Below are 17877 nucleotides of genomic sequence, written 5' to 3'. Positions count from 1 at the left end.
CCCCTGTGCGGGGCGGCACTCACTTTCTTTGCCGCCGCAAAGAAAGTAAGCAAAGAAAGCGGGCTCAAACCGCCAGCTCATAAGTGAGCCCCCCGGCTTGGAGGGGGCAGTGGAACATCTGGAATCTGTGCGCTCGCACATTCCGCGCTAGTGACAAAGCCGTCATTCGCTCCCACTCCGCACTTCGTGCGTCGCGGACGGGTATGCGAGGGAAACCAGGGGGAATTTCGATGCAGCGAAAAGCCATCGGCTTCGCTCGGCGAGGCGCCAAATCCTGAAGGCCCGAGCGGCATTGTTTGCGTGAGAATTGGCTGGCGGTTTGATGAAGTACCGCGTCGGCGCGCGAAGCGCCGCCGGAAGAATGACTGCCTTGTCACGGAGGTGGAATGTGCGAATGCACGGATTCCAGATGCACCACTGCCCCCTCCAGGCAAGTGGACCCACTTATGAGCTAGCGGTTTGAAGCCCGCTTTCTTTGCTTACTTTCTTTGCGGCGGCAAAGAAAGTAAGTGCCGCCCCGCACAGGGGCAACGCTAATAGACCACCATGAATTCAATGAAAGGCCAACACCACAAGAACACCACCCCAAGCGCCGCGCAGGCAAAAAACCACAACCTCAATTCCGACTGGCAATAGCCCGCCGCTCATCCGCGTCGCCAGCAGCAGAACCCTGCCCGCCATCCGCCGTCTGTGAAGTCTGAGCTCCCCAGACAACCGAGCTATTCACCGCATATAACCGGCAAGGATCCGAACTCTGCTTCTGGCAATTGGCGACCGCCACCGACATCGGATCATCCCCGCCTTCAGCCCACGACCACGCGCCCGAATCCGACACGGCAAACGCGCGGCTGGGATACTGATGCAGGAAATTCCGATACCCATTGCGCCCGGCTTCATCGACGAACGGCACGGCATCCACCGCATCGACGGCAGCGAAGCCGCTCGCCCTCGGCAGTGACGGATCGGCAACCCGATACTGCACGCCCGTAGGCATGCCCACGCGGGCAAGGAAAGTCTCGACCGCCGGCCACCACACCTGCACGCCATCGCGGTCGCCGACCAGCCGATGCGCGTCATTCTTGTAATTGCCGAAATCCACCATCTTCGCGCTCGCGCCGTGCGCGCCATACGCCGCGTACATGCTGGCCACGAGCGGCGCATTCCAGACCGAGTCGTTATCGCCATACATCCACAGCGACGGCACCTTGGTCTTCTCGCCATACGTGCCGAATGCGCGCGTCAGGTTGGCCTGCCAGTCGGTACAGGCGTCCTGCCGCAAGCCGCCCGAGAAATTGATCAGCGCCCGCACACCCGGCGCCGCCCCGGTGCCGTAGGCCATCGTCGCGAGACCGCCATGCGAGGTGCCGGCCACGACGATATGCGTCGCGTCCACGTAAGTTTGCTTCGACATGTAGTCGATCGTTGCCGCGACGTCGCCAGCCTGGCCGATGCCGTTGCGTTCGACGTCGCAACCATCCTGCTCATACACGCCATCCGAATGGCCAAAGCCCTGGCGGTTCGGCGCCACCACCACGTAGCCGCGACGCACGAATTCGCGTGCGAGCGGCAGCGGGTCGCTGCGCTCCTGCGTGCGCGGATCGCCGGCAATCTTGCCGTGGTTGAACACGATCATCGGGAACGGGCCTGCGCCGTCCGGTTTGTAGATCGTCGTTTCGAGCGTGATCGTGCCGGTAGCGTCGACCGGCACGCGGATGATCTTTTCGTTCAAGCGCGCGGTGGGGAGGTAGACGTCATCGTCGAGCGCAATGCGCGGCACGTGTGCGCGTGTCAGCGGTCCCACCGGGGTGTCGGCGAGCGGATCGGCGTGCGCGATTGCGACAGCGCACGTAGCCGCTGCACAGATCACCGCACACTTCGTCAGAACCTTGCTGAACACCATTGACCCACCTGCCCCAAAAACTTGCCCTGAACACCGTGATGTCTGTCTGTCGGTCGAATTCATTGCTGACAGTTGCCTTTCGTCCGCATTTTCGACAAACAAATACACACTCGCGCACGTAGTGCGCCAAGCGCACGCACGCCAATCGAGATCGCACGGGATGAACCCAAACGGCCGACGCGACCCCACGCGCCGATGATGAGCGCCACTCCTGCTGCCCGGAGCCGCCGCCGAACCCACACTATCTGGTGCTCAGCAGGGCTTCCTGCGCATTTTGCGGAGCCGGTTCGACCGGCTCTCGCAACGTGACGTCATGAAGCTACGGCCTCATCCTGGCACGACAATTTTGTTTTGTGCAATCAAGGAGAACCCGCGACGCAAAAATTGCCGCCTGCGTTTCGGGCTTGTGCGGCCGCGTCAGACGGGCCTCGCCGGTGCTTCGCTGCACGAAGCAATGAGCGCCCGAATGCGCGCTGTGGCGCCGGGCCAACACGAAAAAAAGGCCCTGCAATGAGGGCCTTATGTGAATTCGGCGCAATGCGCGCGGCGATGTCGTGAAAGACCTGGGAAGGGTTGCACGCTCTCGTTGGCGCGCTATTTATTCGCTGACAACGCCGTCGACGTAGCGCCAGCGGCCGTCTTCGCCGCGTGTGAAGCGGCTCAGCTCGTGCAGCCGGTGCGCGCGGCCGCCGACCTTGTATCGTGCGACGAATTCAACGGTCGCATGATCGGCGTCGGTTTCGGCGAAGGCCTTGATCTGCAGTCCGAGCCAACGTGGCGCGTCGGGTGACGCGGGGTCGGCGTCGAGATCGAGGGGGCAGGTGTGCGGCGCCCACGTGGCGCGCAGATAGTCCGTCGCGCCGACAGCATACGCGCTGTAACGCGAGCGCATCAGTTCAAGCGCGCGCGGCGCGGCTTCGCCGCCGTCGATATAGCGGCCGCAGCACTGCGCGAAGCGGGGCGCTTTAGCGCCGCTGCGTTGCTCGGGCGCGGCGCCGCCGCAGGGGCAGTCGGCAGGGCGTTGCAGCGACAACAATGGCTTATTCATTAAACGTTCGCTGAAGACCGCGAGCGATCAGGATTTTCTGGATGTCGCTGGTGCCTTCATAGATCTGGCACACGCGCACGTCGCGATAAATCCGCTCGACCGGGAAGTCGCTCAGATACCCGTAGCCGCCATGAATCTGCAAGGCTGCCGAACAGATGCGCTCGGCGGCTTCGGACGCGAACAGCTTGGCCATCGCGGCTTCGGTCAGGCACGGCTGGCCGGCGTCTTTCAACGCAGCGGCGTGCCAGATCAATTGACGTGCGGCTTCGAGTTGCGTCGCCATGTCGGCGAGACGGAATTGCACCGCCTGATGCGAAAAGAGCGGCGCGCCGAAGCTCTCGCGCTCCTTAGCGTAACTCAGCGCGGCTTCGAGCGCGGCGCGCGCCATGCCGACGCTTTGCGCCGCGATACCGATGCGGCCGCCTTCGAGCCCCGACAGCGCAATCCGGTAGCCTTCGCCTTCCGCCCCGATCAGGTTCGCGGCCGGCACGCGGCAGTCTTCGAAAACGATCTGCGCGGTATCCGACGAATGCTGGCCGAGCTTTTCTTCGACGCGCGCGACGACGTAGCCCTTGGCATCCGTAGGCACGATGAACGCGCTGATGCCGCGCTTGCCCGCGGCCTTGTCGGTCACGGCCATCACGATCGCCAGATTGCCGTTCTTGCCGCTCGTGATGAACTGTTTGACGCCGTTCAGCACGTACGCGTTGCCGTCGCGGGTGGCGGTGGTGCGTAGCGCGGATGCGTCGGAGCCGGCTTGCGGTTCGGTCAGGCAAAACGCGCCGAGCATCTCGCCGCGCGCGAGCGGCGTCAGCCAGTCGCGTTTCTGCGCGTCGTTGCCGAAGCTCAGCAGGATGCTGCATACCGGGCAGTTGTTCACGGAGATGGCCGTCGACGTGCCGCCATCGCCGGCGGCGATCTCTTCGAGAATCAGCGCGAGCGCCAGCGCGTCCATGCCGGCGCCGCCGTACGCTTCGGGCACCAGCACGCCGTAGGCGCCGAGGTCGGCGAGTTGCCGGTGCACATCGCGCGGAAACGTGCGCTCGCGGTCCCACGCGGCGGCATGCGGCGTGATCGCGTCGCGCACGAAGGTGCGCAGCGCGTCGCGGACCATCAGGTGATCCTGATCAAGCACCATGGACGTGTCTCCTCACCAGTCGAGCGGCGTGCCGTCGTATTGATAGAAGCGGCCGTTGAACGCGTCGCGCGCGGCCGCGGCCTGCGCGAGCACCTCACGCATGCCGGCGACGCTGCGCGCGGCATCGATCGCCGCCTGGGCGCCGCCCATGTCGGTGCGCACCCAGCCGGGATGCAGCGACACGCACGTGGCGCGCCTCGCCTCCAGCGACGCGAGCTTCAGCGCGTCGTTCAGCGCCGCCTTGCTCGCGCGATACAGCCAGCCGGTCGTGCCGCTCGCGTCGGCGATGCTGCCCATCTTGCTCGACAGCACCGCGAATACGCCGCCGGTTTCTTCGACGAGCGGCAGCAGGATCGGCATCAACTGCATCGGACCGAGCAGGTTGGTGTGCATCACGTGATCGAAGTCTTCGGCGGTGATCGTCTCGATGCCTTCGGTGCGCGGGCCGTACACGCCCGACACCAGAATTGCCGTATCGAGCCGCTCGCCGTCGAGCTTCCAGCCGAGCGCGGCGATTTCCTCGGGTGCGGTCACGTCGAGCGCGAAAGTCTGCGCGCCGAGTTCGTTCAACGCGTCGAGCGCGGCGCCGTCGCGTGCGGTGGCAAACACGCGCCAGCCGCTCTTGCGGTACTGCCGTACGAATTCCTGGCCGATGCCACGCGACGCACCGACGATCAACACTGTCTTCATCGAATACCTCAATCCGTTAGACGCCGCGCATCGCGGGTCAAACCAGTTCGACACCCATCGCCGTCGCTTCGCCGCCGCCGATGCACAGCGTCGCGACGCCGCGCTTGCCACCGCGCTTCTTCAGCGCGCCGATCAGCGTGACGAGAATCCGCGCACCCGATGCGCCGATCGGATGGCCGAGCGCGCACGCGCCGCCGTTCACGTTGACCTTCTCGTGCGGCAGACGGTGTTCCTTCATCGCGGCCATCGTCACCACGGCGAACGCTTCGTTGACTTCATACAGATCGACGTCGTCGGCGCGCCAGCCGTTCTTCTCGAACAGCTTGCGAATCGCACCGACCGGCGCGGTGGTGAACTTCGCCGGTTCCTGCGCGAACGTCGAGTGGCCGACCACGCGCGCAATCGGCTCGACGCCGAGTCGCTTCGCCGTCGATTCACGCATCATCACGAGCGCGGCGGCGCCGTCGGAAATCGACGACGAGTTCGCCGCCGTCACGGTGCCGGTCTTGCTGAACGCGGGCTTGAGCGTCGGAATCTTGTCGAGGTTGGCTTTGAACGGCTGCTCGTCGCGATCGATGGTCACGTCGCCCTTGCGGCCTGCCACTTTCACCGGCGCGATTTCCCACGCGAACGAGCCGTCTTCGTTTGCGCGCTTTGCACGGTTGAGCGACTCGACCGCGAACGCGTCCTGCGCCTCGCGCGTGAAGTCGAACGACGCCGCGCATTCCTCGGCGAAGGTGCCCATCAGACGACCCTTTTCGTAGGCGTCTTCGAGGCCGTCGTAAAACATGTGATCGATCACCTGGCCGTGACCCATGCGCATGCCGCCACGCGCCCTGGGCAGCAGGTACGGCGCGTTCGTCATGCTCTCCATGCCGCCCGCGACGATCACGTCGAGCGAACCCGCGGCCAGCATGTCGTGCGCGAACATCGCCGCGCGCATGCCGGAGCCGCACATCTTGTTGACCGTGGTGCTGCCGGTGCTCAACGGCAAGCCGGCGCCGAGCGCGGCCTGCCGTGCGGGCGCCTGGCCGAGGCCGGCGGGCAGCACGCAGCCCATCACCACTTCGTCGATCTGTTCGGGTTTGAGGCCCGCGCGCTGCACGGCGGCCTCGATTGCCACCGAGCCCAGTTGCGGCGCGGTGAGCGATGCGAAGTCGCCTTGAAATGCCGCCATCGGCGTGCGCGCGACGCTCACGATGACAATCGGATCAGCCTGGGTTGCGTTCATGTTTGCCTCACTCATGTTTTAGCTCCTTGATCACACCTTCGACGACGGCCGGCACGTCGCCGAGTTGCGCCGCATCGGCGGCGACCACGTCGTTATCCGCTTTGTGCGCGCCGCTCGCCGACACCGCCGCCACACAATCCTTGTACGTCGCTTCGAGCGCGGCCGCGTCGTTGATCGTCATGCCGAGGTTGCGCACCTTGCCGTCATGCACGCCGTACGCCCAGCCGTGCACGGTCAGTTCCTGGCCGCGCGCCCACGCGTCGTTGACGATGGTGGTGCGGCACACGTTCACCACCTGCTCGATCGTGTTCAGTTCGACCAGCCGCCGATGACGCGCTTCACCGAGCGGCCACTCCTCGATCAACGCGGCGTGCTTGGTGCGCACGTCCTGCACGTGAGCCAGCCAGTTGTCCGCGAGACCCACGCGGCGGCCGTGCAGTGCCGCGCCGACGCCCGAGCAGCCGTAGTGGCCGACCACCATGATGTGCTTGACCTTCAGCAGATCGACGGCGAACTGGATCACCGACAGGCAGTTCAGATCGGTATGCACCACCACGTTGGCGATGTTTCTGTGCACGAACACCTCGCCCGGCGGCAGGCCGATGATCTGGTTCGCCGGCACGCGCGAATCGGAGCAGCCGATCCACAGATACTCGGGCGTCTGCTGATGCGCGAGACGCGAGAAGTACTCGGGGTCTTCGGACAGCTTGCGGGCGACCCACGCGTCGTTGTTGTCGAACAGATGCGAGAGCGGATTGGAAGGGTTGGAAGAGTTGGAAGCGTTCGTGTTCATGATGCGTTTGGGCGGTTGCTCGACCGCTTGACCGGTCGAAGTCGTTTGTTACATAAGGTTCGGACGATGCGGGCGGCGCGGATGCTTCACGCCACTCGCACGCTGCGCTCGTCTGCTCGTGCATCCGGCGTGGCCGATGCAGGCGCAGCCGCAGCGGCAAAGCGTTCCGGATAGCGGATGCAGAAGCGCTCGCTGACGTCGTACGGGAAAAAGTCGGGCAGTTCGCCTTTCAATAGATGATCCTTGTGCCGTTGCCACAGCGCAGGATCGAAGATGTCCGCGTGGTGCTGCATGAAGGAACGGCGCACGCGTGGGTCGCCGAGCAGAAACGTGCCGTACGTCTCCGGGAAGATGTCGTGCGGGCCGACCGAGTACCATGGCTCGCCCGACATTTCGTCCTCCTCGTAACGTGGCGCCGGCACCGCGCGCACGTTGCAGTCGGTCAGATATTCGATTTCATCGTAGTCATAGAACACGACGCGGCCATGACGTGTCACGCCGAAGTTCTTGTACAGCATGTCGCCTGGGAAGATGTTCGCCTGCATCAACTCCTTCACCGCATTGCCGTACTCCTTGATGCCGTGCTCGACGTCGGCGTCGTTGCCGTTTTGCAGGAACAGATTGAGCGGCACCATACGGCGTTCGATATACATATGGCGAATCACCAGGTTGTCGCCGTCGTATTCGATCAGCGACGGCACTTCCTTTTTGAGCTCGCGCACGAGCGCTTCATCGAGCCGCGATACGGGCAGTGCGACGCTCGAATATTCGAGCGTGTCGGCCATGCGGCCGAGGCGGTCGTGCCGTTTGACGAGCTGATACTTCGCCTGGATCTGCGCGCGCGTGGTGTCTTTCGGCGGCGGGAAGCTGTCCTTGATCAGCTTGAACACGTACGGGAACGACGGCAGCGTGAACACCAGCATCACGAGCCCTTTGATGCCGGGCGCGATGATGAACTGATCGCTCGAATGCGACAGGTGATGCAGCAGATCGCGATAGAACAGATTCTTGCCCTGCTTCTGCAAACCCACCGACGTATAGATTTCCGCCTTCGGTTTACCCGGCATGATGGTGCCGAGAAATTCGACGTACGCGGACGGCACTTCCATGTCGACGAGGAAATACGAATGCGAGAAGCTGAAGATGATCAGCAGTTGCTCGCGCTTGAGCAGCACCGTGTCGAGCGCGAGCACGCCCGGCTTCACGTGACGCAGCGGCACGGCGAACGGCAGCAGCGCGTCGCCGTTGATGATCCGTCCGACGATATACGCCGACTTGTTCCGGTAGAACAGCGACGAGAGCACATGAATCTGAAAGTTCGGCGCTTCGTCGAACACGCCGAACGCGTCGTGAATCGCCTGCATCACGCAGCCGACGTCACGCGTCAGGTCTTCGAATGGCTGGTCGAGCTGGAAGTTCGTGACGATGCGTTCGAGCGTCGCGGCCAGACCGTCCTTGCCGGGGTAATACGCGCGATAGGTCGGCTTCGCGGCCGGCTCGTCGTTCTCGATGTATTCGGTCGAGATCGCCGGGCGCACGAAAATGAAGTCGTTGTTGAAATACGAGCGGTGCAGAATCTTGCAGCACACCGAATTGAAAAACGTTTCCGCGCACTCGGGCTGGCGGTGCGTAGTCAACAGGCCGATGTAGTGCAGCTTGATTTGCTGCCACACTTCGCCGTCGATGTTTTCCGCGTCGTATTCGTCTTCAAGCAGTTCGACGCATTCTTCGACGCGCTCGTCGTACGAAGTGATGCGATCGCGCGCGAGCTTTTGCAGACCGTGCCAGTCGGCGGCTTCGAAGAGCGTCCTCGCGTGGATCGCGGCGTCGCGGAAGATCCGGTAATGCCGGTCGAATCCTTCGAGCATCGTCTGGGCGACGTCAAAGCCGATTTGCGACGACAGCAGTTTGGGGAAGTGATTCATGTCGACCGTGCATTCGTCCCATGTCGTGAAGACACCCGTGATTGTATCGTCCGGGTGGGCCCGCGACGCATCGCGCCGCGCGTTGCTGCAATCTGCGCTCAGGCGGGCCTGGCTGCGCGTGTGCCGCCAACGAGCAGCGCGCGCGCCTGGGCTTCGTATTGCGCGAGATCTTCGAGCGTCGCGTTGAGGTCTTCAAGCTGACGTTCGAGCACTTCGCGATGCCGCGCCACCGTGGCGAGGAATGCATGCAGTTGCGCCACGGTGTCGGTCGGCGACTCGTACACGTCCAGCAGTTCGCGGATTTCCGACAGCGTGAAGCCGAGCCGTTTGCCGCGCAGTGTGAGCTTCAGGCGCGTTCGGTCGCGGCCCGAATAGACGCGCCGCAAACCGCTCGACCCTTCGCGGCTAGGCGAGAGTAAACCCTGATCTTCGTAGAAGCGGATCGCGCGCGGCGTGACGTCGAATTCCCGCGCGAGCTCGGTGATCGTGTATTGCGTGTTCATCGGGGCATCCCGTGGCCGGGCAGAAAATCGGATTGAACGATAGAATCGACGTTTACGTTATCGTCAACCTGAGCTGAACGCAACCATTGCTGCAACCACGGCGCGATCCGGCAAGAGCAAGCCGCCACCGCCACAACCACGCCGACCGGCATCGCACACCTCGCCATGCCGGACGGCCGACGGAGGAAGACACCCACAATGAACGCACTCGAACATCAACTCCAATACCCGTTCAACGACAGCATGCCGGAAGCCGGCCGCGCGATGGAAGTCGCGCCCGGCGTGTTCTGGCTGCGCATGCCGCTGCCTTTCGCGCTGGATCACATCAATCTCTGGCTGCTGCGCGACGAGATCGACGGCAAGCACGGCTGGACGGTGGTGGATTGCGGCATCACGTCGGATACGATCAAGCAGAACTGGGAGACCGTGTTCGACTCGGTGCTCGACGGCCTGCCGGTGCTGCGCGTGATCGTCACGCACTGCCATCCGGACCACATCGGGCTCGCGCACTGGGTGTGCAGCGGCGGCGAGCGCAAGCGCTGGGACGCGCGGCTGTGGATGACGCTCGGCGAATACATGCAGGCCCGCGTGATGGCCGCCGGCGACGGTTCGAATGCAGGCGGCGAGGCGGCGGCGCGGCATTTCGCGCGGCACGGTCTGAACGATCAGGACTCGCTTGAGAAACTGCGTAATCGCAAGAGCTATTACTCGAGCCTCGTGCCGGCGATTCCGGGGCAATACCGGCGTCTGCGCGAAGCCGAGGGTGTGAAGATCGGCGGCAAGACGTGGCACGTGGTGACGGGCTTCGGTCATTCGCCGGAACACTGCGCGCTGCATTGTGAAGAGACCGGCGTGCTGATCTCCGGCGACATGGTGCTGCCGCGCATTTCGACCAACGTGTCGGTGTTCGACATCGAGCCGGAAGGCTCGCCGCTCGCGCTGTATCTGGAGTCGCTCGGCCGCTACGAGGCGATGCCTGAGGACACGCTGGTGCTGCCGTCGCATGGCAGGCCGTTTCGCTGCGTGCGCACCCGCATCCGCCAATTGCGCGAGCATCACGACGCGCGGCTGGCCGAAGTGCGCGAAGCGTGCGCGCAGAAACCGCAGAGCGCCGCGGACATCGTGCCGCTGATGTTCAAGCGTCAGCTCGACATCCATCAGATGACGTTTGCGCTGGGTGAAGCGCTGGCGCATTTGCATCTGCTGTGGCTCGCCGGTGAACTGAAGCGCACGCAGCACGCGGACGGCGTGATCCGCTTCTCGGCGGCTTGATCGTTTCGATGCGTCGATAAAAAAGCCCGGTTGCGCTGGCGCGCAACCGGGCTTTTTACTTTCCGTGTACCTTCAGGCGTGAGCGGAATTACTGCACCGCCACCGTCCCAAAGTTCACCCGGCCGAACGGACTCACGTGATAACCGCTCACGTTCGTGCGCGTGATCGCCGAAGCGGTCGGATACCCCAGCGGAATCCACAGCGCCTGATCGTGAATGATCTGCTGCGCCTGTTCATACGCTTTTGTACGCTTGGCCTGTTCCGGCGTGGCCTTGCCGTCGGCAATCAGTTTGTCCAGATCCTGGTCGCAGAAACGCGCGAAGTTGATCCCCGACTTCACCGCGTTGCAGCTGAAGAGCGGTGACAGATAGTTGTCCGGATCGCCGTTGTCGCCGGCCCAGCCCATGAACAGGGAGTCGTGCTGACCTTGCTTTGCCTGCTTGATCAGCTCGCCCCATTCGATCACCTTCACGTCCGCTTTCACGCCGATCTTCGCGAGGTCCGCCTGCAGCAGTTCGGCGCCGGCCTTCGGATTCGGATTCAGCACGCTGCCGTTCGGACGCACCCAGATCGTCGTTTCGAAGCCGTTCGGATAGCCCGCGTCGGCGAGCAGTTTCTTCGCTTTCACCGGATCGTACGGCCAGCCCTTGATCGACCGGTTGTAGCTCCACGTGTTCGGCGGATACGGGTTCGTGGCCGGCGTCGCGGTGTTGTCGAACACGGTCTTCAGGTACGTGGTGCGATCGAACGCCATGTTCATTGCGGCGCGCACCTTCTGATTGTCGAGCGGCTTCTTCTGCGTGTTCAACGCGACGAACGCGGTCATGAACGCCGGAGTCTGCACGATGGCCAGCGACTTGTCGTTCTTCGCGTCGGCGAGATCCTGCGGCTTCGGCGACAGCGCGATCTCGCATTCACCCGCTTTCACTTTCTGCGCGCGCACCGTGGCGTCCGGCGTGATCGCGTAGATCAGGCGGTCGATCTTCGGTTTCGGCCCCCAGAAGGTCGGGTTCACGTCGTAGCGGATCACCGCGTCTTTCGTATAGCTCTTCAAGACGAACGGGCCGGTGCCGACCGGCTTCGCGTTCAGATCCACCTCTTTGCCAGCCTTGAGCAACTGGTCGGCGTATTCCGCCGAATAGATCGACGCGAAACCCATCGTCAGGATCGGCACGAAGGTCGCGTCCGGGGTGTTCAGTTCAAACTTGACGGTATTGTCGTCAACCTTGCTGATCGACCTGATCAGCTTCGGCAAGCCCATCGACTGCGCATGCGGGAAGCCGCTCGCCCCCGCCACCTTGTGCCACGGATTGCTGTCGTTGAGCATGCGGTCGAACGTGAAGACGACGTCGTCGGCGTTCAGCGCGCGGGTGGGCTTGAAGTAGTCGGTGGTCTGGAACTGCACGTTCGGGCGCAGATGGAACGTGTACGTGAGGCCGTCGGCGCTCACGTCCCATTTGTCGGCCAGCGCCGGCACCACTTTCTTCGAGGCCTCGTCGTACGAGACCAGTGAATTGAAGATCACATCGGCCGACGCATTGGTCGTGACGAGCGAATTGAACTGCACCACGTCGAAGCCGTCAGGGCTCGACTCGGTACAGACGGTCAGCGGTTTGGCGAGCACGAGCGCGGGCGCCGTGAACAGTACGGCGGCTGCGAGCAGTTTGAAGCGCATAGGTTCTCCCATAACAAGCGCAGTCAGGCAGTGCGTCTGGTTGTGTGGTTATTCCGGTGACGACGGACGGGCTTGGGCGTCGTCCCGATTGTGATACGTTTCCGGCGCTCGCGCATGACGTGGGTAATCCGGCCCATGCGCGTCGCGCGCGTTCGCGAAAGCTTATCGAAGGGTGATTGCGGCGACAACAACATAATCCGCATATCCATATGGAATCCGGCTGCCGGTGCTCATGCCGCCGACGCGCGCTTCAGCAGATAGGCGACGCCTTCGATCGCGCGCACGCCGTACCACGACACCATTTCCCCATCGATCAACTCGATGCGCCTGGTCGCCAGCCGCGAATCGCGCGCGAGCGCATCGCGATGCGCCTGCGTGAAACGATACGGCTCGCTCGACAGCAGGATGCGATCGACCCCGGCAAGCCACGGCGCGTCGTCGAACTCGAACGTCGGATAACGCGCGGCGCCTGCCGCTCCGCCTCGCACATCGGGCAGTGTGTGCCAGTTCACGAGCCGCAGCATCGCGGCGATATACGTGTCGCGCGCCACGGTCATCCACGGTTCGCGCCAGATCAGATACAGCACGTTTTGCGCGGCAAACGCCTGCGTTGCGGCTTCGCGCAGCCGGTCTTCGAGTCTCTCGCTCAGACGCTGCGCTTGCTGCATGCGGTCGAAGATCGCGCCCAGCAGCGCGTAAAGCGACAAATTGTCTTGCGGTGTCTGCGGATGGGTGACGACGATGTGCGGCACGAACGCGCGCAACTGCTCGACAGTATCGCGCTCGTTTTCGTCGATATTGACGATCAGATGAGTGGGGTGCAACGCACGAATCGCGTCGAGATTGACGGCCTTGGTGCCGCCGACCTTGCGCACCTCACGCACCTTGTCGCGAGGATGCACACAAAAACCGGTGCGTCCGACGATCTGCCTGTCGAGGCCGAGTGCGAAGAGTGTTTCGGTGATGCTCGGCACCAGCGAGACGATGCGCGCGTTGGCGCCTGCGGTTTCGTGCGCGACGCCGGCTGCATCGACCGCACGGGGTTCCATGATTTATTCGGTGGCGACGCGCGGCTTGCGCGGCGCGCGTTCGAACGCGCGGTCGTAGAGCCAGCGCGGCAGCACATGCAGCAGCATCGCGACGATGCGCATCTGCCACGGAAACACCGCGAAAGCCGTCCGCCGCTCGACCGCGTGCGCCACCTTCGCGGCGAAACGGTCGGCGTCCATCAGGAACGGCATCATGTACGGGTTGTGCTCGGTCATCGGCGTGCGGATGTAGCCGGGCGCGATCGTAACGACGCCGACGCGGTGCGGCCGCATCTCGACGCGCAACGCTTCGAGATACTTGAGCGCCGCCGACTTCGACGCGCTGTACGCGCCGGAGCCCGGCAAGCCGCGCACACTGGCGACGCTGGCGATGCCGACCAGCGTGCCGCGTTTCGCGGCGACCATCGCGGCGGCGAACGGCTCGAAGGTGGCGACCATGCCGAAGTAGTTGACGTCCATCACTTCGCGGAAGGTGCGCAGATCGCCCTGTCCGGTGACCGCACCGCGGCTGATGCCGGCGTTGGCGATCACGACGTCCGGCAAACCGTGTTGCGCGATGAATTGCGCGGCAGCATCGGCAAGCGCTTCGGCGTCGCGAACGTCGACGGAATAGATGGAGACGGTGTTGTGCGGATGGGACTGCTGGAACGCGGCGAGGATGTCACCGCGGCGGGCAACGAGGCCGAGAATCGCGCCGCGCCGCGCATAGTCGGCGGCGAGCGCGAGGCCGATGCCACTCGAAGCGCCGGTAATGAAAACCTTTAGCGGTGAACTCATTCCGGCGCCTCGTCTTTACATCTTCTTGGCGCGGACTTGCTGCACCAGATAATCGAGCACCTGAATCGTGCCCGGCAGGCTGTTGGTCGCTGCCGGCCCGGTTTCATACTTGCCTTGCACGGCCATCGTCGGCACGCCGTCGATTTTGTACGAGTCGAGCAGCTTCTTGTCTTTCTGCAGCGCGCTTTGCGTCGAGAACGAGTTGTACGCGTCCATGTACTTCTTCGGATCGACGCCCTGCTTCGCGAGGTATTTGACCTGATCTTCCGGCGTCATCAGGTAGTTCTTGTTGACGTGGATTTCGTTGAAGACCTTCGGCGTCAGTTCCGTGGCGAGGCCGAGCGCGTCGAGCGCGTGGAACATCTTCGAGTGCGGAACGAAGTCGTCGCGGAAGGCGACCGGCACGCGCTTGAACACCACGTCCGGACCCTGCTTCTTGACCCAAGCTTCGAGGTACGGGTCGAATTCGTTGCAGTGCGGGCAGCCGTACCAGAAGAACTCGGTGACTTCGATCTTGCCGGCCGGCACGTCGGTCGGTTGCGGCGAAGCCAGCACAGTGTAGTCCTTGCCGGACACCGGCGCAGCCGGCGACGCATGAGCCGTGGCGGCAACCAGACCCAGCGAGAGGAACAGAATGCTCAGCAGTTTTTTCATGTGGTGTTGACCCAGATAGGCGGTAAGACGGTGGCGCCACGCAAATGCCCGTCACCGTTTTTCAGATTCGGCATTGGACGTTTCAATTGTCCGACGTGCTTGTGACACGCGCTGCGCACCGATAGTTCGGTGACTGCGCGTGCCGACGATTACCGTTCGTTTTATTGTTTGGTGAAGCGGATCACGGCGGTATCCACGCCCGCATCCGACAGACGCTGGCGGCTCGAATTCATGTCTTCGAACTTCGAGAATGGCCCGATGCGCACGCGATAGTACGTCACGCCGCCCGCATCGCGCTGGGTGACCTTCGATTCGAAGCCCTGGAACGCGAGGCGCGCGCGCTGCTGTTCGGCATCGGCCGAGGTTTTGTACGCGCCCACTTGCAGGAAGTAGCCCGTGTTCGCATCACCCGGCGCCGGGGCCGGCGCCGCGGCTGAACCCGGCTTGGTGTTGGCGGCCATGGTGGCTGTGGTGCTCTTCGGCGCCGAGCCCGCCGCGGTGGCGGCCGGTGCGCTGGAGGCTTGCGGTTTCTTCGCCGGAGCCGGCACAGCGGCCGTGCCGGTGCCGTTGCCGTTATCCTGCGAAGGCTTCGGCGCAACCGCCGTACCGTTCGCATTGCCAGCCGACGGCGGCACTTCGACGATCTGCGGTTCTTCGAGCATGCCCGACTGGGTCTGCGAGTTGGTCTGGCCAGGCGCGGTGTTCGGCGGCGCCGGTTGCGCGGCTTGCGGTACCGGCTGGCCCGGCGTCTTGCCTTGCAGCGGACGGTTCGGATCGTATTGCGCCTGGCTCGCGCCGGCTTCGGACGCCGCGGGCGGCGCCACCTTCGACACGAACGGCGTAGGCGCACGGGTGATATACAGCGCCACCACTACCGCGATCGCCAGGCCGACGATCAGGCCCAGCACGATGCCGAGAAAAGTGCCCCCGGTTTGTTTCGATTGCTTTGTTGTGCGGCGTGGTTTTGCCATCGTACGAATCACCTGCAAAAAGAATCCTGGATCGGGCGTCGATTATAACGACGGCCGGTTGCATGTTGCGCCGGAGGACTTACATCTTGACGGGAGCGGAGACGCCGATCGTCGCGAGACCGTTGGCCAACACCTGACGCGTGGCCGCGAGCAGCGCGACACGTGCATTGCGCTCGGCCGCATCGTCGACCAGCACGCGTTCGGCTCTGTCATTGTAGAACGAGTGGAATTCTCCGGCGAGCTCGCGCAAATAGAACGCGACCGCGTGGGGCGCCAGTTCGTCGGCGGCGTGTTGCAGCATGTCCGGGAATTCGGCGAGCTTGTTCAGCAAGGCCATTGCGCGTTCGCTGGTGAGCGGCGCCACGTCCACGCTGGCCAGTGTGGTCTCGTCCATGCTGTAGCGCGCTTTGCATTCGGCGATGACCGAGCAGATCCGGGCGTGCGCGTACTGCACGTAATGCACCGGATTTTCGTCGTTCTGCTTCAGCGCGAGGTCGATGTCGAACACGAATTCCGTGTCCGCCTTGCGCGAGATCAGGAAGAAGCGCACGGCGTCGCGGCCGCGGCGAATCGTTTCTTCATCGATCAGGTCGATGGCCGCTTCAGACCCCGGCGTCGCGCCGCCCGACCATTCGATCAGATCGCGCACCGTCACATAGCTGCCGGCGCGCTTGGAGATCTTCACCTCTTCGCCGTTGCGCATCACCGTGACCATCTTGTGCAGGATGTAGTCGGGATAGCCCTTCGGAATGCCGATGCCGAGACCCTGCAGGCCGGCGCGCACCCGCGCGATCGTGCCGTGGTGGTCCGAGCCCTGGACGTTGATGACCTTGGTGAAGCCGCGCTGCCACTTGGCGACGTGGTAGGCGACGTCCGGCACGAAGTACGTGTAGGTACCGTCGGTCTTGCGCATCACGCGGTCTTTGTCGTCGCCGTCGTCGGTGGTGCGCAGCCACAGCGCGCCTTCCTGTTCGTAGGTCTTGCCGGCGGCGATCAGCGCGTCGACGGTCTTCTCGACCCGGCCTTCCGTGTACAGCGACGACTCCAGGTAGTACTGGTCGAACTTCACGCCGAACGCCTGCAGGTCCATGTCCTGCTCGCGGCGCAGGTACGCGACGGCGAAGCGGCGGATCGCCTCGAGGTCTTCGACGTCGCCCGCGCCGGTGACCGGCTCGCCGTCGCTCGCGGCCACCGTGGCGCCGCTCAGATAATCTTGCGCGATGTCGGCGATGTACTCGCCGTTGTACGCCGACGCCGGCCAGCCCTCATCGCCGGGGGCGAGGCCGCGGGCGCGCGCCTGGGTCGACTGCGCGAGCGTGTGGATCTGCACGCCGGCGTCGTTGTAGTAGAACTCGCGATGCACGTCCCAGCCTTGCGAGGCCAGCACGTTCGACAGCGCGTCGCCGAGCGCGGCCTGGCGGCCGTGGCCGACGTGCAGCGGGCCGGTCGGGTTGGCCGAGACGAACTCAATCAGCACATGCTTGCCGGCGTCGCGTTGCGAGCGGCCGAACGCAGCCTGTTCGGCGAACACGGCGGCGATCACCGCCTGCTTGGCCGACGCCGTCAGGCGCAGGTTGATGAAGCCGGGGCCGGCCACTTCGGCGGCTTCGATCAGACCTTGGGCCTGCGGCTGCGCGAGCAGCGCGTCGACGATCTGTTGGGCCAGCTGGCGCGGATTGGCGCGCAGCGGCTTGGCGAGCTGCATCGCCACATTGCACGCGACGTCGCCGTGCGCGGCAACCTTGGGGCGTTCGAGCGTGATGGTGGGCGACACGAACGCGGCTTCGGTCGCGCCTTGCGAGGCAAGCGCGACCTGCTTCACCGTGTCGGCGAGCAGTGTTTCGAGGGTAAGTTTATGTGCGGGCAGCATGCTTGTTGCGAGTCCAGTGAGGCAATCCGGTGATGCGGAAGAGGCGCCGGCCGCGCGCCAGGCACAACCGATTCGTTAGAAGCGTGGAGAGCGGCGATGCAGCCGACGCGACGCAGCGGGCACATCGGGAGCGCCTTCGGGCCCATTGCCTGCAACGCGGTAAGCGGGGCATGGCCGCTTGCCGAGGCGTTGGCTGCCGCGGCATGCGGGGTTGCGGCCAGCCGGCCCAGCCACGCTACTCGCGCTTCGCCGCGCGCGGCGCATTGCGGCGCGCTTTTCCGTCCAGACGGATTTTAGCAGGTGCTAATATGTTCAATGAGATGCCCAGCAAGGGCCGTGGCCGCCGCGCCTGGTCGGCGAGCTAACGTAACGCGCGCCGGT

15 protein-coding genes are annotated in these 17877 nt (G+C 64.0%); 1 reads left to right on the top strand and 14 read right to left on the bottom strand.

Annotated elements, in window-relative coordinates:
* Positions 1–616: 616 nt before the first annotated feature.
* The 8 genes from HV744_RS22145 to HV744_RS22110 all read right to left on the bottom strand — a co-directional run bounded on the left by HV744_RS22145 (position 617) and on the right by HV744_RS22110 (position 9228).
* Positions 617–1900 carry a dienelactone hydrolase family protein gene (locus HV744_RS22145; RefSeq protein WP_175151543.1) on the bottom strand — a complete coding sequence of 428 codons (1284 nt, stop codon included), beginning with the start codon at positions 1898–1900 and terminating at the stop codon, positions 617–619.
* Between the two features lie 598 nt (positions 1901–2498).
* Positions 2499–2948, bottom strand: coding sequence for a YchJ family protein (locus HV744_RS22140; RefSeq protein WP_175151542.1), 450 nt, complete (start codon positions 2946–2948; stop codon positions 2499–2501).
* The gene (locus HV744_RS22135) at positions 2941–4086 is read right to left on the bottom strand and encodes an acyl-CoA dehydrogenase family protein (protein ID WP_175151541.1); all 1146 of its coding nucleotides are present in this window, start codon (positions 4084–4086) and stop codon (positions 2941–2943) included. The genes HV744_RS22140 and HV744_RS22135 overlap by 8 nt, the downstream gene beginning before the upstream one ends.
* 12 nt (positions 4087–4098) lie before the next feature.
* A complete protein-coding gene (locus HV744_RS22130; protein ID WP_175151540.1) occupies positions 4099–4776 on the bottom strand; it encodes an SDR family oxidoreductase in 678 nt (225 codons plus the stop codon).
* A 37-nt stretch (positions 4777–4813) separates the two neighbouring features.
* Positions 4814–6007 (bottom strand): acetyl-CoA C-acetyltransferase, encoded by a 1194-nt coding sequence (locus tag HV744_RS22125; protein ID WP_425497807.1) that lies wholly within the window; start codon positions 6005–6007, stop codon positions 4814–4816.
* Between the two features lie 7 nt (positions 6008–6014).
* Positions 6015–6800, bottom strand: coding sequence for a carbonate dehydratase (gene can / locus HV744_RS22120; RefSeq protein ID WP_175151538.1), 786 nt, complete (start codon positions 6798–6800; stop codon positions 6015–6017).
* An 86-nt stretch (positions 6801–6886) separates the two neighbouring features.
* Positions 6887–8725 (bottom strand): bifunctional isocitrate dehydrogenase kinase/phosphatase, encoded by a 1839-nt coding sequence (gene aceK / locus HV744_RS22115; protein WP_175151537.1) that lies wholly within the window; start codon positions 8723–8725, stop codon positions 6887–6889.
* A 98-nt stretch (positions 8726–8823) separates the two neighbouring features.
* On the bottom strand, positions 8824–9228 hold the full coding sequence (locus HV744_RS22110) for a MerR family transcriptional regulator (RefSeq protein WP_175151536.1): 405 nt from the start codon (positions 9226–9228) through the stop codon (positions 8824–8826).
* A gap of 198 nt (positions 9229–9426) precedes the next feature.
* Here HV744_RS22110 and HV744_RS22105 point away from each other — a divergent pair, with 198 nt between their 5' ends.
* Positions 9427–10500 (top strand): MBL fold metallo-hydrolase, encoded by a 1074-nt coding sequence (locus HV744_RS22105; protein WP_175151535.1) that lies wholly within the window; start codon positions 9427–9429, stop codon positions 10498–10500.
* Between the two features lie 88 nt (positions 10501–10588).
* On the opposite strand, the gene HV744_RS22100 is transcribed toward HV744_RS22105, so the two are convergent.
* From HV744_RS22100 to argS, 6 genes are all read right to left on the bottom strand, one after another.
* Entirely contained in the window at positions 10589–12175 is a 1587-nt protein-coding gene (locus tag HV744_RS22100; RefSeq protein WP_175151534.1) for an ABC transporter substrate-binding protein, read from the bottom strand.
* A 230-nt stretch (positions 12176–12405) separates the two neighbouring features.
* Positions 12406–13224 carry a helical backbone metal receptor gene (locus HV744_RS22095; RefSeq protein WP_175151533.1) on the bottom strand — a complete coding sequence of 273 codons (819 nt, stop codon included), beginning with the start codon at positions 13222–13224 and terminating at the stop codon, positions 12406–12408.
* 3 nt (positions 13225–13227) lie between these two features.
* Positions 13228–14001: an SDR family oxidoreductase gene (locus HV744_RS22090; RefSeq protein WP_175151532.1), complete on the bottom strand. Its 774-nt coding sequence runs from the start codon at positions 13999–14001 to the stop codon at positions 13228–13230.
* 15 nt (positions 14002–14016) lie between these two features.
* Positions 14017–14655 (bottom strand): thiol:disulfide interchange protein DsbA/DsbL, encoded by a 639-nt coding sequence (locus HV744_RS22085; RefSeq protein WP_175151531.1) that lies wholly within the window; start codon positions 14653–14655, stop codon positions 14017–14019.
* A 161-nt stretch (positions 14656–14816) separates the two neighbouring features.
* Positions 14817–15644: an SPOR domain-containing protein gene (locus tag HV744_RS22080; RefSeq protein ID WP_175151530.1), complete on the bottom strand. Its 828-nt coding sequence runs from the start codon at positions 15642–15644 to the stop codon at positions 14817–14819.
* A gap of 61 nt (positions 15645–15705) precedes the next feature.
* On the bottom strand, positions 15706–17496 hold the full coding sequence (gene argS, locus HV744_RS22075; RefSeq protein WP_175151529.1) for an arginine--tRNA ligase: 1791 nt from the start codon (positions 17494–17496) through the stop codon (positions 15706–15708).
* Between the last annotated feature and the right edge of the window lie 381 nt (positions 17497–17877).

Origin of the sequence: Paraburkholderia ultramafica (genome assembly GCF_902859915.1) — a bacterium.
GTDB classification, from domain to species: domain Bacteria; phylum Pseudomonadota; class Gammaproteobacteria; order Burkholderiales; family Burkholderiaceae; genus Paraburkholderia; species Paraburkholderia ultramafica.
Note: the sequence above shows the minus strand (reverse complement) of the source record. Positions and strands in the feature narration are given on the sequence as shown.

Excerpts from the sequence above, each read along its gene's own strand:
- HV744_RS22105 (WP_175151535.1), top strand. The coding sequence starts at position 9,427 with ATGAACGCACTCGAACATCAACTCCAATACCCGTTCAACGACAGCATG.
- HV744_RS22110 (WP_175151536.1), bottom strand. The coding sequence starts at position 9,228 with ATGAACACGCAATACACGATCACCGAGCTCGCGCGGGAATTCGACGTC.
- HV744_RS22100 (WP_175151534.1), bottom strand. The coding sequence starts at position 12,175 with ATGCGCTTCAAACTGCTCGCAGCCGCCGTACTGTTCACGGCGCCCGCG.
- aceK (WP_175151537.1), bottom strand. The coding sequence starts at position 8,725 with ATGAATCACTTCCCCAAACTGCTGTCGTCGCAAATCGGCTTTGACGTC.
- argS (WP_175151529.1), bottom strand. The coding sequence starts at position 17,496 with ATGCTGCCCGCACATAAACTTACCCTCGAAACACTGCTCGCCGACACG.
- HV744_RS22140 (WP_175151542.1), bottom strand. The coding sequence starts at position 2,948 with ATGAATAAGCCATTGTTGTCGCTGCAACGCCCTGCCGACTGCCCCTGC.
- HV744_RS22130 (WP_175151540.1), bottom strand. The coding sequence starts at position 4,776 with ATGAAGACAGTGTTGATCGTCGGTGCGTCGCGTGGCATCGGCCAGGAA.
- HV744_RS22085 (WP_175151531.1), bottom strand. The coding sequence starts at position 14,655 with ATGAAAAAACTGCTGAGCATTCTGTTCCTCTCGCTGGGTCTGGTTGCC.
- HV744_RS22090 (WP_175151532.1), bottom strand. The coding sequence starts at position 14,001 with ATGAGTTCACCGCTAAAGGTTTTCATTACCGGCGCTTCGAGTGGCATC.
- HV744_RS22095 (WP_175151533.1), bottom strand. The coding sequence starts at position 13,224 with ATGGAACCCCGTGCGGTCGATGCAGCCGGCGTCGCGCACGAAACCGCA.
- HV744_RS22125 (WP_425497807.1), bottom strand. The coding sequence starts at position 6,007 with ATGAACGCAACCCAGGCTGATCCGATTGTCATCGTGAGCGTCGCGCGC.
- can (WP_175151538.1), bottom strand. The coding sequence starts at position 6,800 with ATGAACACGAACGCTTCCAACTCTTCCAACCCTTCCAATCCGCTCTCG.
- HV744_RS22135 (WP_175151541.1), bottom strand. The coding sequence starts at position 4,086 with ATGGTGCTTGATCAGGATCACCTGATGGTCCGCGACGCGCTGCGCACC.
- HV744_RS22145 (WP_175151543.1), bottom strand. The coding sequence starts at position 1,900 with ATGGTGTTCAGCAAGGTTCTGACGAAGTGTGCGGTGATCTGTGCAGCG.